This is a genomic window from Streptomyces sp. NPDC042346 (genome assembly GCF_055581845.1).
Genome location: NZ_JBVJEH010000007.1, coordinates 404438 through 417238, shown reverse-complemented (window position 1 = coordinate 417238; position 12801 = coordinate 404438). Strand labels below are relative to the sequence as shown.

Annotated in this window: 10 protein-coding genes; 4 read left to right on the top strand and 6 right to left on the bottom strand. The window is 69.7% G+C overall.

The features are described 5' to 3' along the window. Positions 1 to 5 precede the first annotated feature (5 nt). Positions 6 to 1313: a cytochrome P450 gene (locus tag ACZ6K0_RS27910; RefSeq protein WP_376396303.1), complete on the bottom strand. Its 1308-nt coding sequence runs from the start codon at positions 1311 to 1313 to the stop codon at positions 6 to 8. 241 nt (positions 1314 to 1554) lie between these two features. On the opposite strand from ACZ6K0_RS27910, the gene ACZ6K0_RS27905 reads away from it, so the two are divergent. Further along, a complete protein-coding gene (locus ACZ6K0_RS27905; RefSeq protein ID WP_376396306.1) occupies positions 1555 to 2886 on the top strand; it encodes an MFS transporter in 1332 nt (443 codons plus the stop codon). A gap of 153 nt (positions 2887 to 3039) precedes the next feature. Here the strand turns inward: ACZ6K0_RS27905 and ACZ6K0_RS27900 are convergent, their stop codons facing one another. Both ACZ6K0_RS27900 and ACZ6K0_RS27895 read right to left on the bottom strand, forming a co-directional pair. Continuing rightward, positions 3040 to 4326 (bottom strand): helix-turn-helix domain-containing protein, encoded by a 1287-nt coding sequence (locus ACZ6K0_RS27900; protein ID WP_376396309.1) that lies wholly within the window; start codon positions 4324 to 4326, stop codon positions 3040 to 3042. A gap of 222 nt (positions 4327 to 4548) precedes the next feature. Then, positions 4549 to 5337, bottom strand: coding sequence for a thioesterase II family protein (locus ACZ6K0_RS27895; RefSeq protein WP_376396312.1), 789 nt, complete (start codon positions 5335 to 5337; stop codon positions 4549 to 4551). A 373-nt stretch (positions 5338 to 5710) separates the two neighbouring features. Here ACZ6K0_RS27895 and ACZ6K0_RS27890 point away from each other — a divergent pair, with 373 nt between their 5' ends. Both ACZ6K0_RS27890 and ACZ6K0_RS27885 read left to right on the top strand, forming a co-directional pair. Continuing rightward, positions 5711 to 5926 (top strand): hypothetical protein, encoded by a 216-nt coding sequence (locus tag ACZ6K0_RS27890; RefSeq protein WP_469232269.1) that lies wholly within the window; start codon positions 5711 to 5713, stop codon positions 5924 to 5926. Between the two features lie 105 nt (positions 5927 to 6031). Continuing rightward, positions 6032 to 6184: a hypothetical protein gene (locus ACZ6K0_RS27885; protein ID WP_376396317.1), complete on the top strand. Its 153-nt coding sequence runs from the start codon at positions 6032 to 6034 to the stop codon at positions 6182 to 6184. Between the two features lie 45 nt (positions 6185 to 6229). Here ACZ6K0_RS27885 and ACZ6K0_RS27880 read toward each other — a convergent pair whose 3' ends face one another. The 3 genes from ACZ6K0_RS27880 to ACZ6K0_RS27870 form a co-directional block, all read right to left on the bottom strand. Then, positions 6230 to 9274, bottom strand: coding sequence for an AfsR/SARP family transcriptional regulator (locus ACZ6K0_RS27880; RefSeq protein ID WP_376396320.1), 3045 nt, complete (start codon positions 9272 to 9274; stop codon positions 6230 to 6232). Positions 9275 to 9768: 494 nt separating this feature from the next. Next, the gene (locus tag ACZ6K0_RS27875) at positions 9769 to 10347 is read right to left on the bottom strand and encodes an ATP-dependent nuclease (RefSeq protein ID WP_469577238.1); all 579 of its coding nucleotides are present in this window, start codon (positions 10345 to 10347) and stop codon (positions 9769 to 9771) included. A 245-nt stretch (positions 10348 to 10592) separates the two neighbouring features. Further along, entirely contained in the window at positions 10593 to 10907 is a 315-nt protein-coding gene (locus tag ACZ6K0_RS27870; RefSeq protein WP_469577216.1) for an AAA family ATPase, read from the bottom strand. Between the two features lie 479 nt (positions 10908 to 11386). Here ACZ6K0_RS27870 and ACZ6K0_RS27865 point away from each other — a divergent pair, with 479 nt between their 5' ends. Next, on the top strand, positions 11387 to 12754 hold the full coding sequence (locus tag ACZ6K0_RS27865) for an MFS transporter (RefSeq protein WP_376396329.1): 1368 nt from the start codon (positions 11387 to 11389) through the stop codon (positions 12752 to 12754). Positions 12755 to 12801: the final 47 nt, after the last annotated feature.

The following is a 12801-nucleotide window of genomic DNA, read 5'->3' as shown; positions in this document are numbered from 1 at the left end:
GTGACTCATCGGGAAGCACGGTGGCTGACCTCAACTCTCTCGTGGGCCGACGGAACGGACAGGGTGTCGAGTCCCCTCTCGTCCGGCGTGAAGTGGACGGGCAGGGAACTGAGCCCGGTCAGGAAGTTCGAGTGGAAGTGCTGGACCTCTCCGGTGACCTCGATCTCCGCGGCACAGGTCCGCAGCGCGTCGAGCAACGCGGTCACCTCCACCCGCGCCAGATGGGCGCCGAGGCAGAAGTGGGGTCCGTAACCGAAGGTGAGGTGCTTGTTCGGGGTACGCCCCAGGTCGAAGGTGTCGGGGGCGGCGAAGACGCTCTCGTCGCGGTTGGCCGAGGAGTGCCACACGGTGACGATGTCGCCTGCCTGGATCTCCTGGCCTGCCAGCACGACGCGGTTCAGTGCGGTCCGGCCGAAGTGCATGGTGGGTGAGGCCCAGCGCAGGGCCTCTTCGGCGGCCGAGTCGAGGGTGACACTGCCCTCCCGCAGGCGCCGCCATTGCCCGGCGTCACCGGCCAGCATGTGGACCACGTCGTTCATGGTGAGCCGGCTGGTCTCCTCGCCGCCGAGGATCAGGCTGTAGCAGTTGAGCACCACCTCGTCCCGGGTCAGCGGCTTGCCGTCCACGAGGCTGTTGGTGAGGACGGTGATCACGTCGTCGGTCGCGTGGCCCCTCCGCTGTTCCATGAGGTCGGCGAAGTACAGCAGGATGTCGCTGCGTGCGGCCCAGGCCTCCGGTACGGACTGGCCGGCCGTGTCGGAGCTGAGGGCGGCCCGGGTCCGCGACAGCAGGAACTCCCTGTCGCTGTGCGGGACTCCGAGCAGGTCGGAGATGGTGGAGATCGGGATGTTCTCCGAGATCTCGGTGGCGAAGTCGCACTCGCCCCGGCGTACCGCGTCGGCGACCAGCCGCCGGGTGTTGGCCCGCACGCGGCGGGTCACGCCTTCCATGGCCCGTGGCGAGAACGCCTTGAGCAGCGCGTTGCGCATCTGGCGGTGCCGGGCGCCGTCGGTGACCGCGCACATGCGGCCTGCCGCCGAATCGCCTCCGGCCAGCAGCGTGACGAGTACGTTGCCCTTCTCCGACGTGTAGTTCCGGGTGTCGCGGTACACCGTCATCACGTCCTGGTACCGGCTGACGACCCAGAAGCCCGGGCGGCCCTCGGCCCCGGGGTGCCGGTGGACGGGGCGCTCCCGGCGCAGCGTTCTCCAGTAGCCGCTCAGATCGGTTCCCGCGAACGTCTCGGGGTCCGTCAGGTCGACGGCGTCGAGGGACTCGTCGGGCCAGGTGGTTCCAGAAGCCTCGGCATGCACGAAGCGACCTCCGGTGCGTGGCATGCAGGGCGCATGCGGAAGGGAATCGCCGCCGGAATTCCGGTGGCTCGAAAGGGATGCGTCGATTGGAGTCCAGGGCCTGCCACCGCCGCCAGGCAGCGGACCGGCAGATTCGCGGCCGGTGAATTGCCCACGACCTTGCCCGCGCAGTGCCTGGCCGTGAACCGGTGCACTGCACAAGGCTCCTGGCGGAGCATCGTCAGCAGAAGGAGACCCCTCGATGGACCGGCCCGATGACAGAGCGCCCGATGACAAAGAAGTCGATGGCAGAGGAGCCGACGGCAAGGCCCCCGTCGTTTCGCTGTGGCGGAACACGGACTACCTCGGATGGTGGACGGGCAATACGCTCTCCGCGGTGGGGACGAGCGTCTCGTCCATCGCCTATCCGCTGCTGGCCCTGTCCCTCACCGGGTCGGTGACGAAAGCCGGGTTCATCGGTTCGGCGAATCTCATCGGGGTGCTCGTCACCACGCTGTGGGGCGGCGCGCTGGCGGACCGGGTGTCGCGCCGCGCCATCCTGGTGGCCGGGCCGCTCGTACAGGCGGCGGTCCTGACCGCGGTCGGCCTGTCCGTGCACAACGGTCGCATCAGCATCCCGCTGCTGGTCGTCACCGCGCTGGTGAGCGGACTGTGCTCAGGGGTCATCCTCGGTGCCAGTACGCCGTCGCTCCGGCGGGTCGTTTCCAAGGAGCAGTTGGCCACCGCCAACGGGCAGGCGATGAGCCGCGACATGGCCGCGCAGCTGGTGGGACCGCCCCTGGGCGGTGTCCTGTTCGGGCTCGGCCGCAGCATTCCCTTCTTCGCCGACGCGCTCTCCTTCGTCTTCGCCGCGCTGGGGGCGCTCAACATCCGGCGTCCGCTCGGGCCCGACCGGGCGCCGGACGGGCCGCGCACCACGATGCTCCAGGACGTCGGCCAGGGGATCGGGTTCGTCCGGCGGCATCCTTTCCTGCGGTTCGTCGTGGTCATGGCGTCCCTGCTCAACATGATCGACCAGGCGTTCCTTCTGCTGCTCATCGCCGTGGTCGCGCACCGAGGCGGCGGCCCGACCGAGATCGGCCTGGTCAGCGGTGCCGCGGTGGCCGGGGCGCTGGTCGGCGCGGTGTTCGCCTCCTCGGTCATGAAGCGGGTATCCGCACGCCCTCTGCTGTGCGTGTCGGTCTGGCTGCTGACGGGTTCCTTCGCGCTCACGGCAGTGGTGCCCGAGGTGTGGCAGATCGGCGTGGTCGTCTGCCTGGCGGGGCTGACCGCGGTCCCCGTCAACGTCATCCTGCAGACGTACGTCATGCAGCTCGTCCCCGACGAACTGCTGGGCCGGGTGGCGGCGGTGAACCGGTTCGGGGCGTACTCGCTGGAGTGGGCCGGCCCGATGCTGGCCGGCGGTCTGGTCTTCGTGTTCGGAGTGGCGGGAGGCGTCCTGGCGCTTCTCGTCCTGCTGGTTCCGCTCGGTGTCACGGTCACGGCTTCCCGGTCGCTCGACATCCTCGCCACCCCGGTCAACGAGGTGAACGAGGCGACCGCAGAGCGGCCGTCCCTCCAGCCCGCGGCCTGACCGCGTGGCTCGTACCACCCGGTGGCCCGGTCGGGACAGGACGCTCGGGCAGTGGCCCGGTCGGGGCAGGAGCCTCGGGGCGGGCGCGAACAACCCCGTGGAGGTGCCTCCCTGTCGGGAGGCACCTCCACGGGGCCATGGTCCTGCGGGGGCTCACCCGCTCAGCGCCAGGGCCTGTTCCTCCGCGACGGATCTGAGGGGCTCCGCGGCCGGCGCTGCCGCCAGGAAGGCGTGGACGTGCCGCAGCATGCGGTACTCGTACCGGCTCCCCCGGTCCACCTGAAGGAGGGAGGAGTCGACCAGCTCGGAGAGCATGTCGATCGCTGCCGTGTCCCAGGCCTCCTTGCCTGCGGCCCCCCGGCCGTCCGCGGCGAGGACCTGGGCCGCGGGGAGCCGGGCCAGACCGGCCAGGAAGTCCCGCTGACGTTCGTCCAGCAGGTTCAGGCTCCAGCGGACGCTGGCCTCGACCGACTGCTGGTGGGGCAGCATCGAGTGGTCCGCCGAGCCGAGCAGCCTCCGCGCACGGCTGTCGGAGCGCAGCGTGGGCAGCGACACCATCCGCAGCCGCTGGGCCGCGAACTCGACCAGCCGGGGCAGCAGATCCAGGTCCTGGCACAGCTCGCCGAGCTGTGCGCGTTCACCGGACAGGTCCAGCGTCGGGCAGACCCTCTTCAGTCTTTCCAGCAGCAGTTCCACCGCCGCCTCCACCGTCAGCGACGGGATCTCCCAGAGGGTGACCCCGCTCCACCGCGGAGGGCGGCGGGAGGTGATGAGTATGCGCAGCTGTGGATGGCCGGCGATCAACCGGTCCACCAGCCGGTCCGTGGTTCTCGGCAGGTGCTCGGTGTTGTCGAGTACCAGCAGCAGGCGCCGTCCGGTGTCCGGCGTCCCGTCGTCGAGCAGCCCCTCGACGGCTCCCCACGCCAGCTCCATGACCGAGTCGAGGTCCAGGTCCTGTTCCGAGGGGATTCGGCCCATCTCGGCGACGGCCACGCCGTCGGCGAACAGGCGGCAGACCTTTTCGGCGACCGCCTGGGCCACCCGCGACTTGCCGACTCCGCCGGGTCCGGTCAGCACGGTCACCTGATTGTCAGTCACCAGTTCCGCTATTTGCCGCACTTCGCTCTCCCGCCCGATCATCGGTGTGCGCGGCGGTTTCGGCCCTCGCCAGACGCCCTTGCCGGGGCTGACCATGTGCATCCATTCGGCGACGGCGGAGGAGGACGAGTCCGCGCCGTCGGCGGGCAACGCCTGCAATTCCTGGCGCAGGCCGGGGTCGAGAACGGCGAGGAGCATGTCGACGGAGCTGCGGCGCGGCTTGACGATCTGCCCGCGTTCCAGATTCCTGATGGTCCGGACACTGATTCCCGACAGCACGGAGAGTTCCTCCTGCGTGTATCCGCGCATCAGACGCAAACGGACCAGTGCGTTGTTGGACATGTCAGTTCCCCCAGTTCCCTTCGTGCGGCGTTGCCGCAGGCTTCCGGCAGCGGGACGCACCAGCGGGTGCGTCGGCAAGGGGAGTATCCGTCCGACCGTTCCCGTTCGCCTCCCGCGGGGATACCGAAAGGGGCCATTCGGGGAATGGCCCCTCGCCGCGCCGCGGGGAACACCCTGCGACGCGGCGTGCGACTGCTTCGTCCGGCCGCTTCAGCTGTGTGCTCAGCTGTGTGCGGGCTCCCTCCCGGGCCGGACTGCCGCCGGGCCGGTGGGAAGCAGTCGGCCGATCGCGGCCATCATCGCCCCGGGATCGGCGTACGGATATCCGTGGTCGCCCGGAAGCGTCGTGACGGTGAACTCCCCGGCGGCGCAACGCTCCCAGTGCGGCAGGGCATCGGGCGGCGTGACCAGGTCGTCGGCCCCGCCGAAGGCGTACAGCGGAGTGTCGATCCGCGTCGGTTGCGGCACGAGGTAGGACTCCGCGTAGCCGAGGTCCATCCGTACGGCCCGGGTGACCTCCGTCAGGAACGCAGGGTAGTCCAGCAACTCGGCGGGCAGCCCTCCGTTGTCGGACAGCCAGGTGAGCAGGGTCCGTTCGTCGCTGTGGGCGAGCCTGCGACGCGGCGGCACCTGGGGAGCCCGGGTGCCGGAGATCAGGGCGGCCAGTGGGGCGCGCACGTGGTCCCGTTCGGCCCGTACGGCAACCTCGTAGGCGAGCATTCCGCCGAAGCTGTGCCCGAACAGCAGGTACGGCATGTCGAGTTCGGGGCGCAGCCCCTCGTAGAGCGCGTCAGCCAGGGCGCCCATGCCCACCGGCATCCGTTCGCGGGCCCGGGTGCCCCGCTCCGGGAGTTCGACCGGAGCCAGTTCGACACCGTCCGGGAGGTGCGCGCGCCAGCTGGAGAACGCACCGGCTCCACCACCGGACTGCGGTATGCAGATCAGCCGTACCCGCGGCGTTCCGGCGCGGCACCTGCCGGTGATCCAGCGACTCTGGGGCTCAGGTCTCATGCTTTCGGCTCCCTGTTCCTTCTCCTGCTCGGGACGACCGCACCGGCGGTCCGGGACAGGAGCCTCCCAGTGCGGGACGGCGGGCCGCCAGGACAGAGAGGGGCAACTCAACGGCAAATGGCGGCTGTTGTAGGCGAGGTAACGCCGAGGGAGAGAAACGGTATGGCGTGCGGAGATCCTTCCACCCGGAAAAACGTTCACGGAGGAGTACCACATGACACATCCCACGCCCCCTCGCGATGACGGGCTGGTGGAGATCGAACTGAGCGATGTCCTAAGGGAATTCGCGGCGACGGAGCGATGCTCCCGGAGCTCCGCGGCCTTCCGTAGGACCGAAGGCGCCGAGCCCGGCAGAAGATTCACCATCGAGACCATGACCACGGACGGCATGCACCGCGTTGTCGCACTCCGGTCCGAGGACTGTGTGCCTGTGACCGGGGAGGACCGGGCCGTGCTGCGGTCCACGGTCACGGCTCTGCTCGATCTCACCGACCATCAGGAAGGAGCGGCACGGACCGAGGTGACCCTGTCGGCGCACGGCCCCCGCATCGCGGCGTGCTTCCTCGAAGGAGGTCACAAGACCCACTGAATCTCCGGGGGAACGGGGGCGGGAACCGCACAGGAACCGTTCGGGAAGCCCTTCGGCGAATGTCTGTCTCGTCAGCAGGACACCAAGCGGGGGGGAAGCGGAATCATGGGACGCAATCTGACGGGACTCATCGCGGTGGCCATGACGGTACTGGTTCTCGGCACGGCGGCCGCGGTGGAGTCCGGTGCGTCGGACGGGCCGGGGAAGGGATACCACGTCATCGCCGAGGACAAGGGACCCACCGCTGTCAGGGTGTGAACTCCGCCCGAAGTCCGCACTCCGCCGCACCCTGCTCCGGTGCGGTCAGCTCCTGCGGCAGGACCCGGGAATCCCCAGTTCCGCGAACAACTCCTCGGCGGACCTGCGATGTTCGTCGGCGGTGCGTCCGTCGCCCAGTGCCCCGGCCGCCTCGGCCATGCCCGCCAGCGCGTACGCCTCCTCGGCCCGGTAGCCGACCGAGGAGGCGAGTTCGTACGCGCGGCGGTGCACGGTCAGCGCCTCGTCGTACTGGTGGTTCCTGCGGAGCAGGCGCGCGACCAGGTTCTCCACCTTGGCCCTGCGGAGCGGGGAAAGGCTCTGCCGGACAAGGGCCCGGGCCTGCTCCGTGAACTCGGACTCCTGCCGGGAGCGGCCGAGCCGGTGGGCACTCTCGGCCGACAGGGCCAGGACCAGGGCCACCTGCCCCGGCTCCCGCGTGCCGTCGCACAGCTCCCGCGCACGCGCCAGCCGTACCTCGGCCTCGGCGTACTCTTCGAGGCCGAAGTGGGCGAAGGCCAGATCGGTGAGCGCCACCAGTTCGTTCTCGTGCTGCTCCAGTTGCCCCGTGAGTTCGACGGCCCGCAGGGCCGCTTCGACGGCCTCGCGGTAACGGCCCCACTGCTCGTACAACGCGCTCAGAATGGTGAGGCTCTCGGCCTCGGCCCGGACGGAGCCCAGCTCCCTTTCCGTCGCGATCGCCTCCTGGAGGTCGGCGAGCGCCTCGGGGAAGCGTCCGAGGAGACTATTGTACAGACCCAGCGTGCTTCCGCAGTGGGCTTCCGTGTGCCGGTCTCCGAGAAGCTGGGCCACCTTGCGCCCCTCCTCGGCCACCTCGATGCCCTCCGCGAAGCGGCCGAGCTTCCAGCAGGCGACGCCCAGGTTGGACAGGGCCACACCCAAGAGAGCCAGGTCGTTGAGGCGACGGGCCGCGGCGACCGCGGTCCGGCTCAGATCCGCGAACTCCTCAAGAGAGCCACGTGCGTTGAGCTGGAACGACAGATTGCGTGCCAGGCAGGCCGCATGCCGGTCGTACCCGCGTGCCTCGGCCAGGCCGACGGTGGCGAGCAAAGTGGTGTGCTCCCGCACGAACCACGCCCCGGCCTGGGCGGCACTGTGGATGTCGGGCAGTTCGGTGGGAGCCTCGGACACCCCGGTGGGCCGCCGCCGACGGCCGGGGAAGAGGAACTCGCACGACACCTCGGTCGCCGCGAGGTAGTAGTCGAGGAGCCGCCCGACCGATGTGGCGTCCTCCTCCTCGGTCGTCCCGCAGAGCAGGCCCCGGGCGAAGGCGCGCACCAGATCGTGCAGGCTGTAGAGGCCCATCTCCGGTTGCTGCAGCAGGTGGACGTCCAACAGGAACTCCAGGACGTCCTCGGCCTCCCGGGTGGCCAGACCCAGCAGCGCCGCTGCCGAGCAGAGGTCGATGTCGCCCCCCGGGTGCAGCGCGAGGACCCGGAAGGCGGTACGGCACTCCTCGTTCAGCGCCTGGTAGGAGAGTCGCAGGGTGGCGGCGACGCTGCGCTCGCCGAGACTCAGCTCGTCCAGCCTGCGGGTCTCGTCACGAAGCCGGTCGGTCAGGTACTGCACGGTCCAACGGGGCCGGTTGTGCAGCCGGGCGGCCGCGATGCGCAGGGCCAGCGGCAGGTGCCCGCAGAGCTGGGCGAGTTCCCTGGCGGCCTCGGGTTCCGCGGCGACCCGGTGTGCGCCCACCGTCTCGGCGACCAGGGCGGCGCTCTCGTCCGGGGCCAGCACGTCGACGGATATCCACTTCGCTCCGTCCAGGTCGACCAGCCGCGCACGGCTGGTCACGATGGCCAGGCAGCCGGGCGACGTGGGCAGCAGGGGGACGACGCCGGCGGCGTCCGGTGCGTTGTCGAGCAGGAGCAGCACCCGCTTTCCCGCAAGAGTGGACCGCCACAGCGCTGTGCGGCCCGGCACGTCCTCCGGGATGCTCCCTCCCGGCACATCCAGTGACCGCAGCAGGATGTCGAGTGCGGTGCCCACGGTGACGGGCAGCTCTCCGGGGGTGTGGCCGCGCAGGTCGATGTGCAGCTGTCCGTCCGGGTGGGCGGCTGCGAGCCGGTAGGCGGCTCGTACGGCCAAGGAGGTCTTGCCGCTGCCGCCCATGCCGTCGATCGCCACGATCCGGCTGCGGTCGTCCGCCTCGTGCGCGCACGCCAGCAGTTCTCTCAGCTCCCGCTCGCGCCCGGTGAAGTCCGCCAGGTCGTACGGCAGGTCGCAGGGCACCCGGTGCGCGGTGGGAGGGGTGACGGCCGGAGTCACTGCCGGAGGGGAGACGGGAGCGGCAAGTTCCGGGCTCTCCCGGAGGATGCCCTCATGGAGCCGGGTCAGCTCCGGTCCGGGGTCGATACCGAGCTCCTCGGCCAGTAACTCGCGGACGGCGCCGTACTCCCCCAGCGCCTCGGCCTGCCTGCCCGACCGGTACAGCGCGAGCATGAGCTGTGCCCGGAAGGCTTCCCGCAGCGGATGGCTGGTGACCAGCTCCCGCAGTTCGACCACCAGCATCGATGCCTCGCCCAGGCGCAGCCGGAGATCGAAGTACCTCTCCGCCGCGGCCAGCCGCCCCTCTTCGAGTGCTACCGCCGAGGCGTCGACAACAGGGCCGCCCTGTCCGGAGAGCACCGAGCCCCTCCACAGCGCGAGGGCCGCGTTCAGTGCCTCGACCGCGTCGGCGGGCGCTCCCGCCGCCGACGCCAGCCTGGCGTCGTGGACCCGCGCCTCGAACTCGCACAGGTCCAGTTGGGGCACCGACACCACGGCGCGGTAGCCCGGCCCGTCGGTGACCAGCACACTGCTGCCTTGAGGAATCCGCCGGCGCAGGTCGGCGACGGCCTTGCGCACCTGATGCGCGGCGGTCGCCGGAGGCTCCTCGTCCCAGACACCGGCCACCAGACGGGAGACGGGCAGTACTTTGCCGTGCTCCAGGAGCAGCATGACGAGCACGCGCTCCTGAATCGCTCCGCCGAGCCGCAGCCGGTTCCCGTCCGTCCACACCTCCAACGGCCCGCAGATGTTGAAGCGCAACAGTCTCTCGTCCGGTTCGGTCCCTGTGGATTCCGATTCCGTCATCCGTAGCCCCCCACGTACCCCATGGTTAGCTGGATGATAGACGCCGCGATCACGCTTGGATACGCAACGTGAAACCGGAGTCGCGCAGGCCTCTGGCAGGACTACCTCCCCTCGTCGAGTGCACGGCCCGGAGGAGATGTCACCGGCTCCAAAGGCGCTGACAGACCGCTGTTTGATGCCTCTGTACGCACCGGGGCCGCGGCCTTACGAGGGGTCTGGCGGGGAGCTGTCCGGCTGCCCCCGGGGGGGCATGGGGTGTGGGAAAGGACGCAAACCCCTTGAGTGGCAGACGTCCAGCCCTGGGCGAGAAGTGCCAGTTTGAGACCGACCAGGCTCGTCTTACCGGAGCCCGGCGCTGCCTGCAGGTCCATGGTGTGGAGGCTCTGGAGGAAGTCCCATTGCTCCTGGTGCGGGAGGGTGAGCCCCATCTCGGCCGCGACCGTCTCGGCCTTGTCCTTGGACAGCGTGTCCGGCGTCAGAGGCAGTTCCATGACTCACGCCGCTCCACAGAGGTAGCCGAACGCGTCGCGCAGGTAAGGGGGGAGGTTATCTCGGGCGAGGGACCTCGGCGTGAGCAGCTGGGAGGCGAGGTGCGGGCTGTGTGTGGTGGGGACGACCTGGACCCTCGGGTCACCGGCGCTCGCCCCACCTGCTGCCCGATCGAGCAGCAGATCCATCACGCGTGTCTGCGGGTGAATGTGCGCCTCGGGTTCCTCAATCAGAAGCAGCGGAGCCACATTGTTGTTGCCCAGCAGCAGGAGTTCGGCTGCCATGAACATCGCGTTGGTGTATCCGAGCCCGCGACGGGTCCATTCCGGCTCGCCACTCGCAAGCCCGAGTTCGAGACGCTGCAGAGCGCGGGAGAGAGTGGCATCCCCGGCGACCCCGATCTCGCCTTGGAGGACGTCGCTTCCGATGGAGAACTTCTCCAGGTACCCCTTGTTGATGTCCTCCAGGGCATCCTTCACGGCCCTGTTGGAGCGGATGTGGTGCTTGGCACGGCGCAGGATGCCGACCAGCGTGCTGGCCGAGTCGTCACCGGCTGCGAAATCGTCCGTGCCCTCGGCCTTCATCGTGGGATATCCGGCAAGGATCTGCGACAGCCGGGAACCCCGGCCGGCCCGCAGCTCCCCCTCGGCGTCACGAAGCGGGCGAAGGTGCGTCGCCTTCAAGTGCTCCCGCGCCTTGCCGTCCAGCGTGGGCCCATCGCCATTCGGCCCCATACGAGTCGTGACCGAAACGCGATGTGGGGGCAAGGAATCCATCAACTCGGCCCTGAAGCTGATGTACAGCGACGACGTTCCCTGCGCGTCGGTGGTCAGATGCTCGAGGAAAATTCCCTGCTCCTCCTCCGAGAGCTCCTGGAAGCGACAGGTGATCGTGAAGAAGTCCGCGCGCGCCCGCCTGACCCAACGTGGAAATCGTCTTTGGTGACGCGGTAGAAATCCGCGGCTGTCGTCAGGAGGCACAACCGAACGGCGTCGACGACGGCCGTCTTCCCGGCGTCGTTCTCGCCCAGGAGAACGGTTACACCGGGCGCCAGGTCTAGTTCGAGCGCATCTCCCGCATCCTCGGGCGAGCTCCGGGCACCGAAGATACGGAAGTTCTCAGCCGTCAGCGTGGCCAGATACATGGCACCCCCACCGAAGGGCAAGTGCCACAGGTGGGCACCGGCGCATCCCCCGCGCCCCACTCCCCAGCTGTGCGCGGCTATTCGGGAAATCGTACGACTCGAACCAGCCTCCGCGGACGGCTGTCCGACCCACGGCACCGGCAGCGTCACGCATGGGGGATCGCAACCTACGACCGGCCTTGGCGCATCCATCGGAACCCGGTCTGTCGCAGATGTCCGAGTTCAACGCTGCGTAGTCAGCACCAAGTCAGCACGGGAGCCAGCACCGCACCACCAAAACGTGCCCGATCAGCGCAACCCGGACAGCCCCCACGACCGGCTTCTCGCGGGCCTTCGGCGAGTCGCAACAGCAGGCCATGGAGGCCGGGCGCATGCGGAAGCGTCGAACTATGGTGTCCCACCACATACGCCTCTGACCTGCGTCTTCTTACGGTGTGGCGACACGAAAACGTCCCCGTACCTGCCTGGAAGTGGTGCACATGGCCGCCGCAACACCCTCCCCGACGCCACCCAACTCCCTCAAGAAGATCGTCGCCGCCAGCCTCATCGGGACCACCATCGAGTGGTACGACTTCTTCCTGTACGGGTCCGCCGCGGCGCTCGTGTTCAACAAGTTGTTCTTCCCCGAGTCCGATCCGCTGGTCGGGACCCTGCTGTCCTTCCTGACGTACGCGGTCGGGTTCGCCGCCCGGCCGCTCGGGGCGCTGGTGTTCGGGCACTACGGGGACCGGCTCGGGCGGAAGAAGCTGCTCGTGCTGAGCCTGCTCCTGATGGGTGGGGCGACGTTCGCGATCGGGCTGCTCCCCACCCACGCGACCGTCGGCTCCGCCGCTCCGGTGCTGCTGACCGTCCTGCGCCTCGTGCAGGGGTTCGCGCTCGGTGGCGAGTGGGGCGGGGCCGTGCTCCTCGTGTCCGAGCACGGGGACGCGAAGCGGCGCGGGTTCTGGGCCTCGTGGCCGCAGACCGGGGCGCCGGCCGGGCAGTTGCTCGCGACCGGTGTGCTGTCCGCGCTCACCGCGCTGCTCTCGGACGCCGCCTTCGCCTCCTGGGGCTGGCGCGTTCCGTTCCTGCTCTCCGGCGTCCTCGTGATCGTCGGGCTCTGGATCCGGCTCTCCGTCGACGAGTCGCCCGTCTTCAAGGCCGCGCTCGCCGCCGCCGAGGAGCGCAAGGCCGTTGCCGGGCAGGCCGAGAAGACGCCGCTGGTCGCGGTCCTGCGCCACCACTGGCGGGACGTGCTCATCGCGATGGGCGCCCGCATGGCCGAGAACATCTCGTACTACGTCATCACCGCGTTCATCCTCGTCTACGCGACCACCCAGGTCGGCCTCTCCAAGCAGACCGCCCTGAACGCCGTCCTCATCGGCTCCGCCGTCCACTTCGCGGTGATCCCGCTCTGGGGCGCGCTCTCCGACCGGCTCGGCCGCCGTCCCGTGTACCTGATCGGCGCGATCGGCGTCGGCGCCTGGATGTTCCCGTTCTTCACGCTGATCGACCGGGGCACCTTCGGCTCCCTGCTGCTCGCCGTGACCGTCGGCCTCGTCCTCCACGGCGCGATGTACGCGCCGCAGGCCGCCTTCTTCTCCGAGATGTTCGCGACCCGGATGCGCTACTCCGGTGCCTCCATCGGCGCCCAGTTCGCCTCCGTGGCCGCCGGCGCACCGGCGCCGCTCATCGCGACCGCGCTGCTCGCCGACTACGGCGACTCGACCCCGATCGCCCTGTACGTCATCGCCGCCGCGCTGCTCACCGTCATCGCCATCGCCTGCGCCAAGGAGACCCGCGACCGCGACCTCGGCGAGATCGAGGAGCGCACCCCCCGGGAGTCCCGGGTCGGGGCCGACGTCTGACGGACGGCGAGCAGCCCCGTGCCCCGCTCACCACGAGCGGGGCACGG